We start from the raw sequence: 20,244 nt of genomic DNA, 5'->3' as shown, positions 1-20,244 counted from the left end.
CGGAGTCCCTCCCTGCGGCGCGGTGTCACACCCACGCGTCCCGCCAGTAGATCGTTGCTGTCGAGCCGGTGCCTGTCCCGCCGCCGTACTGCACCTGGTTGGAGCCCGACGACAGGTGCCACCAGGCGGAGTTGATGTCGGCTGGCCAGAAGGTGCCGCCGCTTGACGGCACACCTGGAGTGGTGGAGATCGTGGAGGCGTTGACGAAGCCCTGGCGGTTCAGGAAGTCCACGACGAAGGAGTCGCCGGTGTTGAGCGTCAGCGTCGGCCACGACACCGTTTGCCGGGTCGTCAGGTTGGTCAGGGTAGGCCCGGTCACCGGCCCCGTGATGACCACAACCGGCGGCGATCCGAAGCCGCCGGCATTGGTCGCCACGGACACGCCGGGCGGCGGTGACGCCTTGACGGTGAACGGCACCGTAAACGGGGTCACCATGCTTCCGCCCGCAGTGGCTGGCATCACGCCGATCACGAGAGAGCGCTGCACAGTCCCGTATTTGCGCGGGTCCGGTGCCACCAGGCCAACGGTGAACGTGACGTCGGTCAGGGTGGGGTAGGCCTCAGTCAGCTTGCCACTGCGCCGCACCCACGCGTACTTGGGGACGGGCTCGTCGTAGCGTAGCTGCGCCAGCCCACTGATGGGGACCGCCTGCTGGAGCAGCGCGCGGGCCTGATCCCGCAGGGCCTGTGTCGGAGCGGAGGCGGTGACGGTCCAGGTCAGGGTGCGCGGCGCGTAGAACTGCGGTGACGCCCAGCCGCCGTGATCGCCGGAGCGGGCGATGACGCCCGCGCCCTGGACATCGGGGCCGTCCCAGCCCTCCAATTTCTGCCACAGCCAGGCGATGCCGTTGCTGTCCACCTGCCCGAACTCGATGTCCAGGCTCCCGAAGATGAGGCCGCCGGTCCAGAACCCGGTGTCCCTCGCCGGGACCGGGGGAGTGAACCCGCCGGTGACAGAGAAGTCCTCGACGCCGAGGAACGTGTTGCTGCCGTACTGGCACGCCCAGTTCGCGACGTACACGCCCTGGGGGGCCGTTGCGGGCACGTTCCACGTGCAGGCGTACTGGCCGACGCCGATCCGCCACACCTGGCCCGAGACGGGCCGGTTGGCGCCCTGGTAGGTGTACGGGCCTGCGACGTCCGCGACGAACCCGACTTGCTGGCCGTAGGTGATGTCGAGCTGCACCGCGGACGGGTCGACCAGGGCTCCGCCGGTCTGGTTGTAGAAATTGAGGTAGAGAGTCCACGGCTGGCCCGCGACGGCTTGCACCACCCGTCACCACCTCCGGCGCATCACGCTGAATCGGTCACAGTCCGGCAAAGGGCCATAAGGCGCTGCCCAGGGCGCTGCCACACTGGCCGCACCAACCCGTCACAGCCTTTTGGGGACTCAGTGCGTCGTGTCATGCCGGCCCTCGCCGGTGTCGTCCTGCTGACTGCCGCTTGTGCCAGTACCGCCACGCAGCCGGCCGCAGCACCGATCCGGACACCGGTCCAGACGGAAAGCCCGACCACGTCACCGGCCGCGACGGCAACTCCGGCGCCCGCCCCGACTCCGACACCAGCCCCTGCATCCGCTGCGGCGACAACCCCGGCAACGGGAGCGCCCGGGCGCCTCGAAGTGGCGATCCCGGCCGCACGCCTCCCGTACAAGCCAGCCCAGGGGGCGCCCGAACTCGAAGACGTCAAGGTCATGAAGACCGCCGCCGACCCGTGCGCCGTGCCGGCCGACGACTCCGGCAACGAGGCCCAGCTCATCGATGCCCAGGCCGACGCGGGCGTGCTCATCGTGACGTTCGAGGTCACGAACCCCTGCGCTGCGCCACTGCGGTACACGTTTCACGTGACCCAGGCCATCGGCGGTGCGACCGGGCGATCCGGCGGGCCCGGGGTCGACGCGACAACGGCACCCATCGGGCCGGGCAAGTCGATCTCGCTGAAAGTCAATCTCAACCCCGACCCATCACTGACCCCCTCCCAACTCAAGCAGCTGTGGGTGGGCGTCACCCGGATCAGCAAGGCATAGCCGGCGGCCCGGCAGGAGAGAACACCGCGGTGGCCCCGCGGGGCCCTCCTGCCGGCGGTCAGGCGCCGCTCAGCGTGAGCGCCAGGCGGCGTTGCATGTCGGCCTGCTGTTCGATCGTCGGCAGCTGAGTGCCGTGGTAGTGCTGCTCCACGGTGACTTGGCGGCCGAACGACGCACCCCCGACACCCTGCGCGGCGAGATGCCGGGCCAGAGCAACGAACGCCTCCGACTGCTCCGGCGTCAACACCGCCTCGGGCCTGGCAAGCCCGTTCACTGGCATCGTGCCCGGCATCAGCCACCCGCCCTGGTCGTAGCCCTTCGGCGGCAGGTTCGGGTTGGCCTGCTGCACGCGGCTGATGCTCCCGTAGCGGCCCACGATGTAGTGGATCGCCGCGGCAACGTTCGCGACCGGGTCGTAGATGTCAGTGCTGGTCCCTGCGACGTGGTTCGACAGGAACGTCGACATGATCGTCTGCGCCAGACCCCGGGACGGGTCTCCGTTCTGGGCGTTGATGTCCGTGTTGTTGATCGCCCGCGGGTTCCAACCGGACTCGCGGGTGATCAGCGTGTTCAGACCGGCCCGCCACTCGTCCTGCGTGCCCGGCGGAGGCACGCCCGCCGCCTGGAGCGCCTGGTCGATGACCGTCAGGTGGTCGCCGGACGGGATCACCCCACCGCCCCCGGCAGGGGCAGCCGGGCGCGCGCCGAGGATCGCCTGCACCATGCTCTTGATCAGCGACGTGGGAATGCCGAGCATGAGCTTGCTGTAGTTCCCCACGTCGCCTTGGGTTCCGATGAACTTGCTGAGCGCGTTCGACAGGGCCTCACCGTTGCCCGTGGCTAGCGCGGCGGTGATCTTCCCGATGTCGACGGCCTTGTCGATCAGGTCACCGACGACATGCCCGATCCCGCTGATGATGCCGCCGCCGGAGAAGTGGTTGCCGACGGACTGCCGGCCGGCGCCGTAAGCCGCGTTCAGGCTGTGCACCGTATCGGCGCCGATCGCCTGCACCGCCTCCGGCACCAGCACACCCTCGCCCGGCGACAGCATCGCCGGCACAGTGTCCTGACCCGGGGCGTACCCGGGGACGACACCGCCGGTGGCGAAACCCGTGATGATTGGCAAGTCCAGATTGTGCATGCCGATCGCACCGGTGACCTGATTCCAGAGCTTGGCGATACCGTTGTCGTAGACCGTGTTGATCAAGAAATTCACAGGAGCTTTGAAGACATCCTTGAGTACGTCCCAGGTCGACTTGAGACCGCTGACGAAATTGTCGGAACCGTGCAGGATACCTTCCCACAACGGCTCGAACACGTTGTGCCACAACCACGAGGCTTTGACTTCGATCCAGTCGACAGCCTCACGCCAGTTCGACACGAAATTGCCGACCGCACCAACGACGGCAACGAGCCCGCTGATCACCGGGCCGACCAGCTTGGCCGCGAAATCAATGAAAATGCCGCCGAGCTTAAGAATCAGGCTGACGAGCGGCAGCAGCGACTCGATCAGCCTCACACCGACCGGGATCAACGGCAGCAGCGCCTGCAGGGTCTGGAGCAGCCCGACCTGCAGGTCCTTCGTCAGCAACTGGGCGAGCTGCAGCACGATCGGCACTAGCGCCTGGAACAGCGGCTCCAGGCTCAAGCCGATTTGGCCGATTATCTGCCCGACCACTGGTAGCAGAGGCGCGAACGCCTGAACAATCCCAGTGATTGCCTGAGCCACCAGCGGCAAAAATCCGCCGAGGGCCTGGAAGACCGGACTCAGTCCTTGTCCCAGCGCGCCCGTAAGGGTCGACACCGCTGGCAGCAGAGCCGCAAGCGCCTGCGCCAACGCCTGCGCCTCCTGACCCACGACCGTCCCCAACAAGGAGCCGAGCGGGGCCAGAACCTGCCCGAGCGTGCCGAGCACTGACGACAACGACCCCACGAACGGCGAAACGGCCCTGACCACGGCTGTCAGACCATTGGCGATTCCCGCGACCACACCAGCCAGACCATCTGCTGCGCCCTTCTGCGAGCCCAGCGTTGCCAGGGCTCCGGCAAGGCCACCAATCGCAGGAATGACGGTCTGCGCCAACTTCAGGCCGTTATCGATCAACCCCTGAAGGACTTCCTTCCCGCCAGTCGACTGCAGCGCCTTGCCAATCGAGCCGAAAGCCTGCCCGATGACCGCGCCCATGCCCGTCACACCGGCCGTCAGCGCAGGCATCGACTGAGACAGGCCAGTGATGAACTGCGACAGGCCCGGAGCGACAGCGTTCTGCGCGGCATCCCGCATAGCCCGGAACGCGCCCGTCATCCCGAAAATCTGCTCCATCACCGAGCGCATCGCCGGAGTCATCCGCGACAAGTCCTTGGCCAACTGGTTGGCGGCCTCGTTCTCAGTCGCCTTCATCACGGCCCACTGGAGCTGTTGCTCCTGAACCACATTGGAGACGTTGCGCTCCGCCAGGGCGACGCTGCGGGCGTCCATCTGCCGCTGGTAGGCCGCTTCCTGCACGGCTGCCGCCAGCTGCATCTGCGCTTCCTTGACCTGGGAAACGTTGTTGAGCTGCGTGTTCGTCAGGTTCTGCTGCGCGATCGCGTACTGGGCCTGGGCGTCGGTCTGCCCGTACTGCGCCGCCGTCACGGCCTGCTTGGCCTTGATGATCTCCTGCGAGCCGTCGATGCCCTCCTGGTTCGCCCGGTTCGCGTTGTACTGCGACGCGGCCAGCTCGTCCTGCGCATCCACCAGCCGCTGCTGCGCCTGCGCGACCGCGAGCGTGGCCTGCTGCCGGTCCAACGCCGTGGAGTAGGCGTTCTCGTTCACCAGCTTCTGCTGATACTCCGCTTGCTTGATGCCGAGCTGCGCCTGCTCGACGTTCAGCTGGCTGTCCGCGAGCTGGTCGTTCAGCTGACGCAGGTTCTCCCTCGCCCGCTCCCACGCCTGGTTCAGGTTGTACTGCGCCTCGGACAGGGCGTAGTTGGCCTGCTGAACGCCCTGCTCGGCCTGCACCACCGACTGCAGGGCCTGCACCTGCTGCGCCGCCGTGGACCGCTCCACCGACGCCAGGTTCATCTGCGCCGACTCGATACTGCGGGCCGCAGTAATCGCGTCCTGCGCCTGCTGCATGCGCGCCGTGGTGACCTGCTCCTGCGCCCCCTGCTTCTGCACGGAGTTGCTGAACTGAATCGCGGCGACCTGCTGCGGCAGCATGCCGATGTTCAAAGCCGCCTGATGGGCATCCCCCAACGCCTTGGCGACGGGACCGAGCGACAGCGCACCGGCGCCCGCAAGCAGACCGCCGCCCATCGCGGCTCCACCGATGCTGGGCAGGAGGCTGGTGATGCCGCCGGCGATTCCAATCGGCAGCTTGTACTCGGACAAGAAGCTGCCGAAACCGCCCTCGCCGCCCGAACCGCCGACGCGCGGCTTTGCCGACTCCCCGTTCAGCTTCTTCAGCCGTGCCTCAGCCCGGTCAACCCTGGCGTTGAACTCGCCGTCGTCGAGGTTGACGCGAGCCCTGGCTTCCTTCGAGTCGAGCTCGGCCAGCTTCGCCAACAGGCGGTCCAAGTCCGCCATGGCGCGGGTCAGGCCGGCGGACGCCTGGACACGGACCTGCGCGTCCCGGGTCTGCAGCTCGTCGAGGCGCGCCCGGAGGATCTCCAGCCGGCTCTGCGCCTTCGCGATGTCGGCGGTGACCTTGGGGGTCGCCTCCTTGGTGCTCAGCTCCTCCAGCTTCGCTGTCAGGGCGTCGATCTGGGCCTGCGCCGACGCCATCTGCGGCGTGACGGCGGGCCGGGCGATGACCGAGCTGAGCCGGTCGATCTTCGCCTCGATCGCTTCGACCTTGGCCTGTGCGTCGGAGATGTCGGCACGCACCCGCGGCGACGGGTCGGTGGAAGACAGCGCCTGGAGGCGCTCCCGGATCTCACCGATCTTCGCGGTAGCCTCGCCGTCCTCCAACCGCACGTTCGGACGGGCGGTGCGGGCGCCGAGCTCGTCGACCGTGGCCCGCGCCCTTTCGGCTCCGGCGTCGAGCTCGCCGGTGTCGAGGTGAACTCGAACCCGGGCCCGCTCGCCAGCAGTGGCCTCGTCCAGCTTGGCCTGGAGCTCCTCCCGGAACCCCTCCAGGTCCGGCGACACCTTTACCCATGCGCTTGCGATGCGCTATCGGAAGCCTTCCGGCATCCTCACATCACCCCCTTCGCGGCACGGTCATGCCGCTTTCAAGCGCAGAATTCTTGAATCCGCGAGAGGAGCAGTTCGGTCGCCTGGCCTGCGCCGTCATATAGTTGACGCATACTCATACCGCTGCACACGGGTGGAACCTGGGCCGTACCCGGCCCGGTGGTTTCCTATGCCCAGGTCGATGACTGTGACTTCGAAGAGCTAAGTCGATACAGGTGGCGACTGAACCCGCATGGGTATGCCGCGCGGACGAGTCAGCGCTCGACCCCGAGCGTTTGTCCGGAGTGTGGTTGGGTGCCTCGCCCTGGAGTCCGTGTAGCCAACGCAGTCTCCAGTCATCGAGGAAAGCTGCACGAAGTGCCGAAGCAAAAGCGGCACACGATTCTGATGCACCGCGTGATCTTGGGCTTGGAGCTCGGGAACCCCAAAGAGGGTGACCACATCAACCGGGATCGGCTAGACAATCGCCGATCGAACCTGCGGATCACGGAAGCCAAGGTCCAGGTTCAGAACCAGGGCTGCACCAAGCTGTTCAAAGGGAAGCCTACCGAGTCTCGATATCGGGGCGTCTACAAGGTGAAGAAGCGTGGCCTGTGGAGTGGGCGATGGAAAGCCGTGGTCGCACAGCGCTACCTAGGGGTCTTCGACACCGAGGAAGAGGCGGCAGCCGCTGCCGCAGCGTATCGGGTGAAGACGATGCCTTACGCGGTGGAGGAGTGATCACCCCCGGGACGACCCATAGCTGAAAAGGCCGGCGAACGCCGGGTCGGCCATCAGGGCTGTGCGCGTCCCCGGGTTGATCTCTTCCTGGCGTCCTGGCGCCATCCGTGGCGCGGGTCCGGTATCCGCCTCGCGGGCGGCGAGAGCGGCGGCGCGCATCACGCCCTCGTACGCCGGCATCCGCCATGCCAGGCGCAGGAACGTCGGCCCGTCCAGAGTCGTGACATCAGGGATCCGGTGGAACACGCTGAAGTCGGAGGCCAGGTCGTCGAGGTGGTCCAGAACCCAGCCAAGCTGAACCACCCGGTCGATCACGCTTTTGGGAGCTCCAGAGCGCCCATGGTCAGCCGGGTGGCCACGGCGGTGATCTGCTGAAACTGCTCCGAGGTGAGCTGGTCGTACTCACGTAGCGCCCGGTAGCCATCCTCGCCAAGCAGGCTGCCGAGCAGGAAGTCCGCAGCGGTGGCATCGCCCTCGTCCTTAGCAAGGTGCATGAACTGCAAGGCAATGTTCATCCGGGGGCGCTTCGGGATGCAGTACTCGACGTCGTCGATGTAGAACAACGGCACCATCTCGGTGTCCGCCTGCGGGCTGGTCCTGAGACGTAGCACCTCGAACTCAGGCTCGGCCGCGCGTGGTGCGGGCGCCGGCGCGGGCGGGGTTCGGCGGGCAGCCGCCTTCTTGCTGGCGGTCACCTTCGCGGCCATAGGCCCTCCTGAGGGCGGTAGGAGTGGAGGAGAGTCGGGACCGGCGACCCGCATACACGACAAGCAGGCACGCGGCTGGTGCCGTCAGGCTCGCGGGGCCCGGCCCGGGTCACGCGGTCTGGTCGACGATGTGAACAGGCGGGATGCTGCTGCTGACGTAGTACGCGCTGAAGGTGCAGTCGTACGCCTGCTGCGTCTTCTTGTCGTAGGCGAGCTGCGCCTTCACCTGCGACAGCACCTTGCGGACGATGACCCGCCGCAGCGCCGGCTGGCCGCTGGAGAGCATCGGCGCCCAACCGTCGATGATCAGCGCCGCGTAGCTGGGCTGCGTGGACGCGGAGGTCACCGGGATGTCCAGCGTCGAGTAGCCCGAGTTCGTCGCCAGGGTGCCGATGTTGTTGAGGGCCGTCTGCAGGTTGCCGAGCGTCATCTCGGAGAGCTTGGCGGTCACCGTCATCTTCATGGCGGTCAGGCGGGCGCCGACCTCCATCGTGATCTGGTCCACCTGCAGTGCGGTGTACGTGTTGTCGACCTCCCACGTGACGCCGCCGTCGGTGCCGCCGACATCGGTCCACGGGGAGGACGGCGGGGTCGTGGGGCCGTTCGGCGTGACGGCGCTGTCGAGAGGTTCGGTGGAGCCGAACGGGGCGACGTACAGACGCGCCGGGCCGAGTATCAAGTTGGCGGCATTCACAGCCACAGGGATCATCCCCTAGGGTCGGGCGCCACTGCCGGGCGCGGGCATGAAAAAAGCCCGCATGGCGGGCCGGGGGCGGTGCTGCGGGTGTGTGGCTAGAAGACGCCGGCGTTCTGGAGCAGGGCGACACCGGTGACGCTCGCCGGCGTGCCGAAATCCACGTAGATCTGCCCGTTGGGCTGGTTCACGTCCGACGCGAACGGGCCGACGACGTTGACCGCGTTCGAGGCGAGCGACGCCGTGATCGCGGTGACGGGCTGGCCCTCGATCGTCGTCCCGATGTTGACGATGACCGTGCTGCTGCCCGCGGTCGTGTTGCTGGCCTGCGGGGCGGCCCCCGAGTTCGTCGGCGCTGCGGTCAGCGTCAGGTTGGTGCCGATCGCTGTCGGCGAGCCGAGGGTCTGCTGGCGGGTGTAGCTGGCGCCGCCTGCCTGGGTGACGTAGGCGTACCAGCCGGTGGCGTTCCCGGAGGCAGCCGGCGATGTGACCGTGATTGTTGAGGTCGAGCCGGTCGTGGTGACGCTGGACGAGGCGGAGGCGACGGTCTCGCCGGAGGCGTTGGTGTAGGACACCTCGACCTGGTAGGTACCGGCGGCGACGGTGCCGCCGGTGGTGGCGGTGGACACGCTCGGGGCCGTCGGCGGGGCCAGCTGGCCGACTGCGACGTGCAGCACCTCGCGGCCGGTGTTCACGAAGCTGACGCCGGTGTTGGCCCCCAGGGTGCCGGAGGCGAGGAGAGAGGTGAGGTTGAGCGGCGATGCGGAGCCGGTCTTCGGCTGACTGGTCGCGGTCAGGGCGAGTCGGGCCATCAGGCGGCGTCCTTCGGCTTGGCGGCGGCCTGCTTGGCGGGCGCCGGTGCGGGGTCGGTGGCGGGCTGCGGCTCGGGTTCCTCCACAAGGAGGCCCTGCGCGCGGAGCACCTGCACCTCGTCGTCGGGAACCTCAACAGGGGCAGGGAAGAAGGTGGTGCGGACCAGGGGCATGGGGTCCTCGTTCAGTAGAGACGGTCGTTGACGGTCACCCAGGAGAGGGCCAAGTCCGCCTGAAGGCGGGCGTAATCCCCCTGGTCGTCGTAGATGCGGCGGAAGGCTGTGGGCATGTAGGCCGTCCGTACGGCCGCCGCGGGGTAGGCGATCCCGTTGGCGGTGATCTGCAGGGGGCGGGAGATGTTCCGCCGGTCCCAGGTGGCCCGGCGGATGGCGCCGGCTAGGGCCGCAGCCTGGTTCCAGGGCGGTTTGTTACTGCCTGGGACGGTGGCCCAGCAGTCGATCTGCATCACCGGCCAGTTGACAGGCAGCTCCGGGTCGGGGCCGCCTCCGGCCACGGCGACAGTGACGAACCCGGTGGCGACCCACAGGGCGGGGGTGCCGTCAGCGTTGACGTCTGGGGGCAGGGTGGTTCCGACCATGGTCCGGGTGAACCCGGGGATGGTGGCGATCCACTGCGTGCAGACGAGCTCGTCGGTGCCGTCCAGCGGCAGGGGCGTGGTCACGGCGGGAAATCCTCTTACTCGCCGCGCTGCTGGTACAGCGCGGGCCGCAGGAACGGCCGCGGCCGGGTGCCCGGGTGGTGAACCTCGCGAACCGGGTGGGCGGCGCCTTCCCAGTGCAGGGCCTGCTTGCCGTTGGGGCGGATGATGTGCGGGCCGGTGCCGAGCTCGACGTACGCGGCGTAGGTGCGGCCCTCGGCTCCGCCGGTCGCGGACACGATGAGGTCCTGGCCCTCCATGTGGTGCTCGATGCTGGCCGCGAGCGCCCCAGTGTGCTGGGGGCAGTAGCGGGCGGCGTCGGCGGCGATGGCCGGGCCGAGCCGCTCGACGAACAGCCTTCCGAGCGCGGTGGTCACTTCGTGTTCCCAGGCTCCGTCGATCTCTGCGTGGGCCATGGCAGCCTCCTCAGTCCGATCCGGTGGTGACGCCGGAGCGGGCGCGCAGCGTCAGCGTTTTCGGCGGCGGGTAGTAGCCGATCCCGGGCCGCTCCGAAATGCTTTCGATCATGAAATAGCGGCCGGTCGTCTCATCCCGGATCGTGTCCGTCGTCCGCACATCAGCCCAGTTCGGCACCGTGCACGTGATGCTGCGGATGATCTGCTGCCGCTGACTCGCCGAGTCGAACGCAACCTGCTCGGTCTCCGCCAGCGCCGCAGGAACCCCCGTGTACAGGGGTACCCCGACGTCCGTCGCGTCGCCGTACGCGTTGATCGCCGTACCGCGCATGATCGTGATCGTGCGGTTCCAGAACCGCAGCACCCCGGCGGTTCCGGAAGCGCCCCCACTGCCGAAGTTCGGCCGCCGGCGGGCCATCAGCCGACCCGCCGGAAGTCATCCAGCAGCATCTCAACCTCGGTCGCCAGGGCCCCCGTCCCGCCCGCCAACTGCCCCGACAAGGACTGGGCCGCAATCGCGTCGATACCCTCCAGAGCCTCCACCGCAGCAGCCAGAACCGCAGCGTGGATCACGTTCACCGGGAGTGCCGACACGACCGCCCCCGCCGCATGGTCCTGGGACAGCGGCTGGGCCAGCTGTACGGTGCCTGGACCGGCCTGCACGGCGGTCGTCGTGTTCGGCAGCACGATGGGCGCGGTGGCGATGGCGCCGCTGGCCGCGATGCTCTCTGTGGCCGCCCCGTCGTAGCAGAACGCCGCCGTGCCATGCGCACCGCCCCAGCCCGTCACGTCGTCCACGCTGATCGACATGGCGCCCGCGGCGGCGGGGGCGGTGATAGCCGCGTGCGGCCACCCCGACGTGTAGGACGTCTGCACCTGCCAGCCGCCTCTGCCCTGCCGCCCGTCGATCCAGCCCGGAGCCACGTCGATCACGCTCCCGCCGGACGGGCCCGTCGCCGGGCCTGGGCCCGAGAAGACCACCGGCGCGCGCAACCGGAACTGGCCCGTCGGCACCGGCGACCAGACCGCGGGGAAAGTGCGCGCCGACGACACGAGCACCGCCCACACGTCCGAGAGGTGCCGGTTCCTTGCAACCACGGAGCCCATCCGGGTGTGCCGGTCCACCGAGACCCTCGACCCGCCCGGGCCCGCCTGCGTCTCGGTCACGACTGTCGCCCGCAGCGGCTGCCGGCAGTAGGTGTCGACCGCCGCGGTGGCGCTCCAGCACACCTGCCGAAGCTGAGCGAGCTGCGACGAGGCGTCAGCGGTAAGGGTCGGCATCACCTTCCAGCTGATCCCCGCCGGCTGTGCCAGCAGCATGGCCGGCGTGATGTACGGCGTCGCCACAGCCACTCACCCCCTGCTCGGATCGGTGCGCGACTGCGCGGTCGGCCTGATGAGGTGGCTACTCGGAGGACGGGTCCGGACGGCTCGCGGCGGCCTTCCGGCCGCGGGTGGCCTTCACAGGAGCGGCGTCCTCGACCTGTCCGGCCTCGTCGGACTCCTGCCGTGCCGCGCTCACGGCCTGAGCCGCCTGCACCAGCTGCTGCACCGCGTCGAGCAACGTGGCTGGGTCCTTCCGCCGCTCCATCTCCTCCGCGATCAGACGGTGCTGCCGGGCCACGTCCGACTCCCACGCCGGAAACGACGCCAGCTCCTCGGCCAGGTCCTCCGGCAGGTCGAAGCCGCCGTGAACCGGGTCGGCCTCGATACGGCCGTGAACGGGGTGTTCGAGCGCGGTCGCGCCCGTACGCGAGTAGAGGCGCATGCCTGCTCTCCTCGAAGGGTGATGGAGCGGATGAGGGCGGGTCAGCGGCCGAACAGGCTGAAGCTGACCCCAGTGAAAGTCGGGCTACCGGTTCCCGTGACCGTCCAGCGGATCCGGCCGGTGTAGGTGAGGCCGTAGCCGGTCGAGATGTTGCCTGCGACGGTGCCGGCGAAGCCGAGGACGGCGCCGGAGATCGCGGTCGCGTTCGAGGTGAGGACCCAGTTCCCGAAGGCGTCGCAGGTGTCGAAGAAGACGGCGAGCCCGGGACTGGTGCCGGTCGGGGCGTTCGCGACGCGGACGATCAGCAGGCCATTCGACACCGACGAGACATCGATCAGGCCGCCGGTAGCCCCGTTGACCTGATTGGTGATGTTCGCGGTAACGGTGTCCGAGTTGCTGTTCAGCGTCAGCCCGTCGGCGCGGAACAGCTCCTGCGTGGCAGTGAAGTTGGGCATCGGTACACCCGCACGGGCCGGCGGCATCCGGGCCTCCTCGTTCAGGGCAAGCGAAAGGCCGAGAGCGCGGGGCTCTCGGCCTTGAGGGGTGGGCTCGACTATGGGCGTCGAACCTTGCGGAGGGCGAGGTTCTCAGACCGGGTCGTGGCGCGTAGGTGCTCCGGACGGATGCAATGCCGCACGTGACAGGTGTGGTGCACGTCCAGGCCATCGGGTATTGCGCCGAAGGCTAGGAAGTATGAGTACCTGTGGGCATCGACCATCTGGCCGTGTTTCACGGCGAAACGGCCATAGCCGGTCTTGCTATGTACGCTTGCGGTCCACAGCCAACACGACGGGGTCTTTTCTACCTTCGCCCAGAAGCGCTGCTCTGGCGTCCGCTGGGACGGGCGCTCGGCGTCAGGATCCTTGAGCCACTTTCGATAGCAGGGGCGGCAGAGCGTTCTCTTGTAGACCGCCCTGCCGTTGTCGCCGCAACCCGTGCACCGTTCCGGCTTCGACGGCTTCGGCTGCATCGGAATGGATTCAGGCACGTAGCCCCAGAAGGCGCCTTGGTCTCCGCGCCGGAGGTTTTCGCGTGGCGTGACCGGCTCTAGATGGTCGGGTCGGCAGCACTCGCGTCGGCGGCAGAGATGATCGAGGTGGAGGCCTTTCGGGATCGGGCCGACCAGGTACTGGTAGGAGATTCTGTGGACCAGACGAGTGCCGTTCCTGAGGCCGTACTGGCCGTATCCCGAGGGTGCGTGAATAAAGCCGGTCCAGATCCAACAAGGTCCGAGGGCCGGGGGGTTCTCCGGTGTGGGGCCGTTCTTGTCGACCTTGGCCCAGAAGCGGCGCTCGCGCGGGTCTGTCGTCTCTCCGTGGGCTTCTTCGCGCTTGGCGTGTTTGTTGCACAGGTTTCGGCGCTGGGGCTTGAGGTCGCAGCCGGGGTGTACGCACTCGCTTCCCTGGCGGACGTACCGCCGTACGGGATGGAGCGGGTCGCCGTGGGTGCGCCAGATGCCGTAGTGCCTTGCGCACCATCCCCGCCCAACGGTCCTGCCGGTGCAGTCGGAGATGGAGCAGGTCCGGTCGGTGCTCAGTGTCATGGCGGTCCTTGGTAGGAATGTGCCGAGCGACTTTGTTCCTACCAAGGTACCACTTCCGAACGCTTCAGTGGCGGTCAGGAGACCGACAAAAAGCCAGTTCAGGCCACGTTTTGCAGAGAAGCCATCGCGACCGGAGCACGATTCAGGAAGGCTCCGACACTGCGAATTTCATACTCGCGCCTCGGCCCTCCGCCGGCGGTGTTGGCGATGCGGGAGACGCCGTAGTCGAACTGGGCGGTGTCGCGCAGGGCGCGGTATTCCAGGACGCTCTGGATGTTGGCCTGCGGGAACGGCACGCGGTCGGTGCGGGCGATTATGGTGCCGGGCGGGAGGGAGGTGTGGACCTCGATGGGGACGGTGACGCCGCCGGCGGGGGCGTTGACGATTTCGCCGACGCGGCCGCCTGCGGTGACGGAGACGCGGCCGGAGGAGTCGGTGTTGAGGTAGGTCGTCGCCGAGCTGGAGCCGAGGATGAGGTTGGCGATCGACTGGGCCTGGACGGCGTTGACCATGATGGCGGTGGGCGAGCACTTGACCTGCTGCCAGAGCGGGAGGAAGAGCAGGTTCTCGATCTCGGTGATGCTGCCGCCGGTGAGGGTGAGGGCAGCGCCGTTGAGCGAGTTGTTGATGGAGGGGTTGGCGGTTCCGGTGCCGGGCTGGCCCCACTGGCCGGCGCCGTTGTAGTCGCCAGCGAGGCTTGCGAGGAAGCCGTCGTATTCGGCGGGGGCGGCGGAGCCGTTGTCGGCGGCGGCGTTGTAGGTGGGGGAGGCGTTGGCGCTGCCCTGCCAGGAGGTGGACAGGTCGGGGGTGGCGGTGAGGGCGGGGAGTGCCTGGTTCGCGTTGATGATCTTGGTCATGGTGACCGCGTTGACCGTGGTGGTCGTGTAGTAGTACCAGGTCGTGCCGTTCGCGCTCTGGAACCAGTCGTAGCAGACCGCGCCGCGGACCGAACCGACGGTCGCCGAGATCGAGTTGGTGGACCCGGAGCCGGTCGCGATGCTGGCGCTGTTGCCCTGGCTGTTGCCGTTGCCGTAGTAGTAGCCGGTGCCGGTGCGGGCGGCGACGCCGACGTACACGGTGGTGGTTGCGGCCATGGTGCCGCCGCTGGTGGAGGTTGTCAGGGTCGGGGCCGCCGGCCGGGCGAGGGGGAACGACTGGCCGCCCATGAGCTGCCGGTCGTCGCCGATCAGCACCTGGTTGAGAACCTGGAAGGTGCTGATGGCGAACGGGTCGCCGTAGCCCTGGGCCAGGTCGTAGGCGTCCTGCGTGACCAGGCCCGCGAAGCCGGTCGGCTTGTAGCGGGCCTGGAAGTCCTGCTCCTGGAACTGCACTTCGTTGGCGGCGTAGTCGAACCCCATGGCGGGCGACGGCTGCGAGTTGGTGAGGTTCATGATGGCCCGCCATACGGCGTAGGGGTTGCCGTTGGGGCTCTTGACGCGGGCGACGATGTCGCGGAACGGGGTGACGACCGGAATGAGCGAGACGAGCTCGCTCAGGTCGTACGAGTAGATGCCGGTGTTGTTGAGGATGCCGCTGGTCTGGGCCTTGCTGATGGCGGCCAGCGTGTCCTCGGTCATGCTGCCGAGCGGTGCGCTCAAGGGGTGCCTCCTGGGCATGCGAAAGCCCCCGGGGCGCTGGGCGCTCGTCCGGAGGCTCGGGGGGGGTGTCTGGGTGCGGGTGGTTACCGCGGCTGGTGGATCGCCTGGAGCGCGGCGATGGCGGCGGCCTGCATGTCGTTGGCGGCGCGGTTCTGCTCGGCGGCGGTGCCCCGGTAGAGCACGCCCTTGAGTTCGCGGGCCTTGGCGACGTCGACGGGCGCCGGTGCGCCGTGGTCCTGGCCGCGCAGGTGCTCGCGCGGCGGGGTCGCTCCGTTGGTGAAGATCTTCGGCTGGGCGGGCTGTTCCTCCAGCGCCCGGACGCGGCCCTTGAGGGTCTCGACGAGTTCCGCCAGTTCCAGGACGGCATCGCCGGTCTTGGCGATCTTTTCGGCCTGGTCGGCGCTGTTCTTCGTCAGGACGTCTTCGACCGCAGCCAGGAGGCTGCTCTTGAACATGTCGGTGAGGGTGTCGGTGTCGGCGGTGGTCTTGGTGACGGTCTCGTCGTCGTCCGGCGGCGCGTCGGCGGGGGTGCCGGCGTTGGCTGCGGGCTGCGGTTCGAGGTCGGGAGTGTCGTCGTCGGCCGGGGCGCTGTCCGACGCGTCGTCCGGCTCGGCCTCGGAGTTGGCGACAGGGGTGACGTCGGCGGGGTCGACGATGCCGATGAGGCGCCCGGCCTGGTCGTAGACGACGACCACGGGCGGCTTCTCGCCGTCGGCCTTGGCAATGGCCTTGCCTTCGGGCGCGGTGGTCTTCTCGACCTCGGCGGTGCCCATCGCGGGCTCCTGGCCGGCCGCTGCGGTGCGGTCCTCGGACGGGGTGGGCGTGGGCATGTCGGGCTCCTCGTGAGCGGTCTTGACGACCGGGGCTTCGGGCAGCGACGCCAACACCTTCTGCAGGTGCTCGGTCGCGGTGCGGATCGCGGCCTCGTTCGCCGCGGAGAGGACGCGGCCGGCCTTGGCAACCTGGCCGAGGGCCTCGACGGTGTCGAGCGCGGCCGGTTCCAGCCCGGCGAGGGCCTTGCCGACGGTGGCCATGGTCTCGCCAGCCAGGTCTGCCGCGGCTTGCTCGCCGACGGCGAACGAGGCGAGGGTGTCGATGACGTAGTCGAGGGCGCACTGGGCGTCCTGCAGGTCCCACGCGTCGTAGGCGTCGTCGGGGTCGGCACCGGCGGCTTCGAGGAGCTCCCGTTCGGCGAGGACACCGAGGGCGTTCCTGAGGCGGACCGCGATCGACGTCCACTTCTGGGCGGTGGCCGCGTCGATGGCTTCCCAGGCGGGGGAGCCGGGGTCGTTGGGGTCGCCGGGGGCGTCGTCGTCGGGGGCGGCGAGGACCATCGTGGGGTCGAGGCCGTCCTCGGAGTCGTCGAGGTCGGCGCCGATGCCGGCGTCCTTGGTGATGTCGTCGCGGCGGCGGGCGCGCTGCGCGGCCTCGTGCATGAGCTTGGCGATGGCCCCGGGGCTGCCGGTCATCGTCACGGTCTCCTCCTGGGGCGCGGGTTCGGCAGTCTTGCCGATCAGGTCTCGCACGAAGCCGGGGTCCATGAGGCCCCGGCTGTCGGCGGCGTGCTTGGCGATCAGAAAGGTGGTGCCGTTGGCTGCCTTGTCGACCAGGTCCACGCGCGGGATGGTGGCGTCACGCAGCTCGGTGAACTCGTCGTCAGCGGGTGTGGTCATCAGCTGCTCCTGTTGGGGATGCGCCGCGCCGTTCCCTGCGGCGAGAAGCCGGTGATCCGGCCGGACTTGTAGAGGCGCCAGGCGGGTTCGTCGAGGACGGCGCCGACGAGCCAGTCACCGGCCTTGACGACGACGCCGTCGCCGAGGTCCCAGTCGGGGCCGCGCCACACGTATGACTCGACGACGGTGGCCGCGCCGGTCGTGCCGTCGACATGGTTGAGGCCGACCTGGGAGCCCCCGTCCCGGAGGAACGACCATGCGGCTTTCTCCAGCTCGTCAGCGGTGAAGAAGTCGCGGCCGCCGTCGGCGCCCTTCTGAATCCGCGGGTCAGGCCCCGCCTGGTAGGCGATGCCGAGGACGTAGCGCTGCTCGGGCACGGGGACCTCCTATGCGGGAAAGACGGCGCATCGGCACCGGGGGTGGGCCGGCGGGTAGGTGTCGCCGCTGGGATAGGTGCTGCCGAGCGGGAGCGTTCCGGCGGCGGCATTGGCTTCGCAGACCGGGCAGACATGGCCGTCGGGCTCGGTCTGCCAGCGGCCGCGCGCGACGCCGTTACGCCGGTAGCCGTCGGCTGCGCCTGCCGCGATGGCCCGGGTCGTTTCGGTGACGGCCGCCGCGTAGGCGCGGTCGGGGTCGGCCAGGGCGGCGTGCATCGCGGCGCCGATGGTGCGCGGGGTGTCGCCGGCTGCGGTGCCGTCCGCGAGGGCCTTGGCCGCGTCCTTGATGCGGGATGCGGTCAGGGCCGCCGCGGTGGCGCCGGCCCCAAGCGAGAGCATGGCGAGGGCCGGGCCGGTGCCGTGGTCCTCGATGCCTGCCTGTGCTGCGGGGGCGCCGCCGGGCTGCCAGCTGTTCAGGTTGCTGGTGGTGCCGGTGGTCACGGTCGCGGCGGATACCGCGCCGACGAGGTAGGCGTCGGCGTAGAGGCCGGCGAGCGCTTCGGTGAGCGCGGGCCCGGGGGTGATGTCCTGGCTCGTGAGGTAGGTGGCGGCGGCCGCGGCCAGCGTCTGCCGGTCCGTGTCGTTGCAGCCGCCGTGGGAGGCGAAGGCCTGGGCCAGCCGGGTTGCGGCCGTGACGGTGAGTGCGTTGCCGAGCGCGGCGGCGATCAGCGGCGCCCAGTAGCGGGCGGTGCGCTCATCGTGGTCCCAGCCGGGCCAGGCGCCGGGACTTTTGGGTCCGCGTCACCGCCGCCGGCCTTCTCTACGTCCGTGGGGTTGTCGAGGCCGAGTGCGGCGAGGACGTCGGGCAGGCTGGCCAGCAGCTCCGCCCGTACGGCGGGGTTCCCGGCCAGGAGGCAGGGGTCCCACCAAGCGATGGCTTCGACCTGGTCACCGTCGGGGTCGTCGGGGTTGGTGACCTGGTCGCGGCCTGTGCTTACCGGGACGGCAGTCTCGGAGTCGACGGTCCACACGGTGCCTTGGTAGATGCCGTTCGCGCTGGTCCACGTGCCGGTGAGTGTTCCCGGCGGGGGGATGCACCCGGTTTCCTCAGCCCATTCCCGCCAGGCACCCTGGAGCGGCGTCTCGGTGCCTTCCAGGTGGCCTCCGGGGAATTCCCACATGCCGGCTGCGGGGTCGTCGGGGTCGAGGGCCCGCTGGAGCATGAGGACCCGGCCGGTGTCGGCGGCGCGGACGGCGAGTCCGGCGACGGCGACCTCACCTGCGGCCTTGCGGACCGCCAGCCAGCCGGTCTGGTTGAGGCGTCGGGCCTGGCGGGCCGGGGTGTGCTGAAAGGTGAAGTCCCGCCAGCGACCACCGCGGCGCCGGGCCTTGGAGAACCGGCGGAAAGAGCTCAGCTCACGCTTGACCAGCTGATCTCGGTCCTCGTCCTCCTCGTCCGTGGCGTGGACGAGGTCGTAGCCGGTGATGCCCGTCGCCGAGGTGATGCCCGCGGTGGGTCCGGTCTGGGCGCCGCCGTCCTTGGCGACCTCGGTGTCGTGCACCATCGCGTTGTACCGGGTCTGGTAAGCGTTCTCGGCGGCGGCCGCGGCCGCCTGGTCGGTGGTGCCCGCGGCTGGCACGGCGCCGGGCGGGGGTACGTACGGCTGGTCGAGGACCGGCTGGTCCTTGGCGGGGCCGAACGTCTCGGGGTCGACCCGGCCTGCGACGCCGTCGATGGCGAGGAGGGGGATCGGGCCGACACGCGGGGTGGAGTAGAAGCGGGGGGTGGGCCGGGTGGGGTCGCCGGGCAGACCGAGGAGGGCCTCGCGGCCTTCGTCGACGGAGGCCATGCCGGTCTCGATGTAGACCTGCCACGCCTGGGCGAGCTGCAGCCTGTCTTCCTTTTCCTGGCCGGTGTCGAACGTGAAGCAGACCGGCAGGCCGAGGTCGTTCTGGAGGAAGTCGCTCAGGACGGAGGTGATGTGGGCGATGAGCGGCAGGTCGCCGACGCGGTGCTGCACGTCGCCCTGCGACTCGGACGAGGACAGGTTGACGGTCTCAGTGAACCCCAGGTCCGACGGGACGACGTGGTACGCGGCGCAGGTCTTACGCATCAAGAACAGCGAGAACGTATCGCTGAAATCCTTCTCGTTGCTCCAGGTGATGCCAGACCCGCCGGGCATCCACTTGATCTGGTGCTTGGCGGCCTGGTCGCCGAGCATCATGGCGTCCCAGACGGTCTGCCATTCCTCGATCTGGTCGGGGCTCCACGTCTCGGGTGCGGACGCGAACGCTTCCGGCACGTTGCCCTCGGTGAAGCGCTGCAGGAAGTGCGCCTGGAACCGAAGGTCAGTGTTGGCGTTGAGGAGCACCGTCTCCAACGGGGCGGTGCCGTACGGGCTGTTGGCGCGCGGCCGGAACGGCTGGTAGATGAGGTCGTCCCGGGTGAGCCAGTTCCACGGGAGGCCCTGCACGTACTGCACGTAGCCCTCGGCCGGCGGCTCGGGGATGTTCCCCCAGTAGTCGAGCAGCGGCGCGATGGTGGTGCCGTCCACGACCCGCAGGCCGATGGCGTCACCGCGACGGTTCCGCAGCCGATAGAGGGTGCCCGCGTCGTAGGCGAGGACGTCGTACAGCCATGTGGCCAACCAGTTCGCGAACGGCGTCTGCCGGTCGGGCTTCGCGAGGACGGTCATGCCCTGGGCGATGGCCGCGGCGGCGTCGCCGTGGAAGCCGGGAGCGGGGGTGAGCGACCAGTCGAGGGCGCGGATGGAGTCGATGCGGTGCCAGATGCAGGCCTGAGCGACGTCGTAGGCCTCGACCAAGCCGCGGAGTGTACTGAAGGCGACGCGCTCGTTGAGGCGGGGCCGGGCGGCGATGTTGACGCCGGTCTGGAAGTCGCGGCTGCGGGGCTGTCGGGAGTAGCCGTCGAACGGCTGCTGCGGGGTGCCCGGCGAGAACGGCGACTGCGGGGTCATCTGGGCGGCCTGCTCGGCGGCGACGATCTCCGCGGGCACCCCGGTCCCGGCGGTGCCGAAGACCTTGGCGATGCGGTCCCGGATGCCCACGCTGCCT

The 20,244-nt window shown here is 69.2% G+C and carries 21 protein-coding genes; 2 read left to right on the top strand and 19 right to left on the bottom strand.

What is annotated here, in order from left to right:
• Positions 1-25: 25 nt before the first annotated feature.
• Positions 26-1,273 carry a hypothetical protein gene (locus AB0Q99_RS03025; protein ID WP_363567829.1) on the bottom strand — a complete coding sequence of 416 codons (1,248 nt, stop codon included), beginning with the start codon at positions 1,271-1,273 and terminating at the stop codon, positions 26-28.
• Between the two features lie 348 nt (positions 1,274-1,621).
• Here AB0Q99_RS03025 and AB0Q99_RS03020 point away from each other — a divergent pair, with 348 nt between their 5' ends.
• Positions 1,622-2,026: a hypothetical protein gene (locus AB0Q99_RS03020; RefSeq protein WP_363567827.1), complete on the top strand. Its 405-nt coding sequence runs from the start codon at positions 1,622-1,624 to the stop codon at positions 2,024-2,026.
• A 58-nt stretch (positions 2,027-2,084) separates the two neighbouring features.
• Here the strand turns inward: AB0Q99_RS03020 and AB0Q99_RS03015 are convergent, their stop codons facing one another.
• On the bottom strand, positions 2,085-6,158 hold the full coding sequence (locus AB0Q99_RS03015; RefSeq protein WP_363567825.1) for a hypothetical protein: 4,074 nt from the start codon (positions 6,156-6,158) through the stop codon (positions 2,085-2,087).
• Positions 6,159-6,560: 402 nt separating this feature from the next.
• Here AB0Q99_RS03015 and AB0Q99_RS03010 point away from each other — a divergent pair, with 402 nt between their 5' ends.
• Positions 6,561-6,923: an HNH endonuclease gene (locus AB0Q99_RS03010; protein WP_363567823.1), complete on the top strand. Its 363-nt coding sequence runs from the start codon at positions 6,561-6,563 to the stop codon at positions 6,921-6,923.
• Here AB0Q99_RS03010 and AB0Q99_RS03005 read toward each other — a convergent pair whose 3' ends face one another.
• From AB0Q99_RS03005 to AB0Q99_RS02925, 17 genes are all read right to left on the bottom strand, one after another.
• Positions 6,924-7,238, bottom strand: a complete 315-nt coding sequence (locus tag AB0Q99_RS03005) for a hypothetical protein (RefSeq protein ID WP_363567821.1) — start codon at positions 7,236-7,238, stop codon at positions 6,924-6,926.
• A complete protein-coding gene (locus AB0Q99_RS03000; protein ID WP_363567819.1) occupies positions 7,235-7,630 on the bottom strand; it encodes a hypothetical protein in 396 nt (131 codons plus the stop codon). The genes AB0Q99_RS03005 and AB0Q99_RS03000 overlap by 4 nt, the downstream gene beginning before the upstream one ends.
• 109 nt (positions 7,631-7,739) lie before the next feature.
• Positions 7,740-8,324, bottom strand: coding sequence for a hypothetical protein (locus AB0Q99_RS02995; protein WP_363567817.1), 585 nt, complete (start codon positions 8,322-8,324; stop codon positions 7,740-7,742).
• A gap of 98 nt (positions 8,325-8,422) precedes the next feature.
• Positions 8,423-9,136 (bottom strand): hypothetical protein, encoded by a 714-nt coding sequence (locus AB0Q99_RS02990; protein ID WP_363567815.1) that lies wholly within the window; start codon positions 9,134-9,136, stop codon positions 8,423-8,425.
• Positions 9,136-9,309: a hypothetical protein gene (locus AB0Q99_RS02985; RefSeq protein WP_363567813.1), complete on the bottom strand. Its 174-nt coding sequence runs from the start codon at positions 9,307-9,309 to the stop codon at positions 9,136-9,138. The genes AB0Q99_RS02990 and AB0Q99_RS02985 overlap by 1 nt, the downstream gene beginning before the upstream one ends.
• Before the next feature lie 11 nt (positions 9,310-9,320).
• Positions 9,321-9,818: a hypothetical protein gene (locus AB0Q99_RS02980; protein ID WP_363567811.1), complete on the bottom strand. Its 498-nt coding sequence runs from the start codon at positions 9,816-9,818 to the stop codon at positions 9,321-9,323.
• Between the two features lie 14 nt (positions 9,819-9,832).
• On the bottom strand, positions 9,833-10,210 hold the full coding sequence (locus AB0Q99_RS02975) for a hypothetical protein (protein ID WP_363567809.1): 378 nt from the start codon (positions 10,208-10,210) through the stop codon (positions 9,833-9,835).
• Positions 10,211-10,220: 10 nt separating this feature from the next.
• On the bottom strand, positions 10,221-10,574 hold the full coding sequence (locus tag AB0Q99_RS02970; protein WP_363567807.1) for a hypothetical protein: 354 nt from the start codon (positions 10,572-10,574) through the stop codon (positions 10,221-10,223).
• A 53-nt stretch (positions 10,575-10,627) separates the two neighbouring features.
• Positions 10,628-11,530 carry a hypothetical protein gene (locus AB0Q99_RS02965; protein WP_363567805.1) on the bottom strand — a complete coding sequence of 301 codons (903 nt, stop codon included), beginning with the start codon at positions 11,528-11,530 and terminating at the stop codon, positions 10,628-10,630.
• A gap of 85 nt (positions 11,531-11,615) precedes the next feature.
• Entirely contained in the window at positions 11,616-11,978 is a 363-nt protein-coding gene (locus AB0Q99_RS02960) for a hypothetical protein (RefSeq protein ID WP_363567803.1), read from the bottom strand.
• Positions 11,979-12,019: 41 nt separating this feature from the next.
• A complete protein-coding gene (locus AB0Q99_RS02955) occupies positions 12,020-12,460 on the bottom strand; it encodes a hypothetical protein (RefSeq protein ID WP_363567801.1) in 441 nt (146 codons plus the stop codon).
• A 71-nt stretch (positions 12,461-12,531) separates the two neighbouring features.
• Positions 12,532-13,521, bottom strand: coding sequence for an HNH endonuclease signature motif containing protein (locus AB0Q99_RS02950; protein WP_363567799.1), 990 nt, complete (start codon positions 13,519-13,521; stop codon positions 12,532-12,534).
• Positions 13,522-13,619: 98 nt separating this feature from the next.
• Positions 13,620-15,119 (bottom strand): hypothetical protein, encoded by a 1,500-nt coding sequence (locus tag AB0Q99_RS02945; RefSeq protein WP_363567797.1) that lies wholly within the window; start codon positions 15,117-15,119, stop codon positions 13,620-13,622.
• 83 nt (positions 15,120-15,202) lie between these two features.
• A complete protein-coding gene (locus AB0Q99_RS02940) occupies positions 15,203-16,792 on the bottom strand; it encodes a hypothetical protein (protein WP_363567795.1) in 1,590 nt (529 codons plus the stop codon).
• Positions 16,792-17,169 carry an XkdF-like putative serine protease domain-containing protein gene (locus AB0Q99_RS02935; protein ID WP_360251460.1) on the bottom strand — a complete coding sequence of 126 codons (378 nt, stop codon included), beginning with the start codon at positions 17,167-17,169 and terminating at the stop codon, positions 16,792-16,794. The genes AB0Q99_RS02940 and AB0Q99_RS02935 overlap by 1 nt, the downstream gene beginning before the upstream one ends.
• A gap of 9 nt (positions 17,170-17,178) precedes the next feature.
• Positions 17,179-17,670, bottom strand: coding sequence for a phage minor head protein (locus AB0Q99_RS02930; RefSeq protein WP_363567793.1), 492 nt, complete (start codon positions 17,668-17,670; stop codon positions 17,179-17,181).
• A gap of 224 nt (positions 17,671-17,894) precedes the next feature.
• Complete coding sequence (locus AB0Q99_RS02925; RefSeq protein ID WP_363567791.1) at positions 17,895-20,237, bottom strand: phage portal protein; 2,343 nt, start codon at positions 20,235-20,237, stop codon at positions 17,895-17,897.
• Positions 20,238-20,244: the final 7 nt, after the last annotated feature.

It is taken from the genome of Kitasatospora sp. NPDC086791, assembly GCF_040685975.1.
Taxonomy (GTDB): Bacteria; Actinomycetota; Actinomycetes; order Streptomycetales; family Streptomycetaceae; genus Kitasatospora.
The sequence above is the reverse complement of the archived record's forward strand: the minus strand, read 5'-3'. Positions and strand labels throughout refer to the sequence as shown.

Bases quoted from the DNA above. Each gene is read 5' to 3' on its own strand.
- AB0Q99_RS02965 (WP_363567805.1), bottom strand. From the start codon at position 11,530: ATGCTGCTGGCACAGCCGGCGGGGATCAGCTGGAAGGTGATGCCGACC.
- AB0Q99_RS03000 (WP_363567819.1), bottom strand. From the start codon at position 7,630: ATGGCCGCGAAGGTGACCGCCAGCAAGAAGGCGGCTGCCCGCCGAACC.
- AB0Q99_RS02950 (WP_363567799.1), bottom strand. From the start codon at position 13,521: ATGACACTGAGCACCGACCGGACCTGCTCCATCTCCGACTGCACCGGC.
- AB0Q99_RS02960 (WP_363567803.1), bottom strand. From the start codon at position 11,978: ATGCGCCTCTACTCGCGTACGGGCGCGACCGCGCTCGAACACCCCGTT.
- AB0Q99_RS02940 (WP_363567795.1), bottom strand. From the start codon at position 16,792: ATGACCACACCCGCTGACGACGAGTTCACCGAGCTGCGTGACGCCACC.
- AB0Q99_RS02955 (WP_363567801.1), bottom strand. From the start codon at position 12,460: ATGCCGCCGGCCCGTGCGGGTGTACCGATGCCCAACTTCACTGCCACG.
- AB0Q99_RS02985 (WP_363567813.1), bottom strand. From the start codon at position 9,309: ATGCCCCTGGTCCGCACCACCTTCTTCCCTGCCCCTGTTGAGGTTCCC.
- AB0Q99_RS02990 (WP_363567815.1), bottom strand. From the start codon at position 9,136: ATGGCCCGACTCGCCCTGACCGCGACCAGTCAGCCGAAGACCGGCTCC.
- AB0Q99_RS02975 (WP_363567809.1), bottom strand. From the start codon at position 10,210: ATGGCCCACGCAGAGATCGACGGAGCCTGGGAACACGAAGTGACCACC.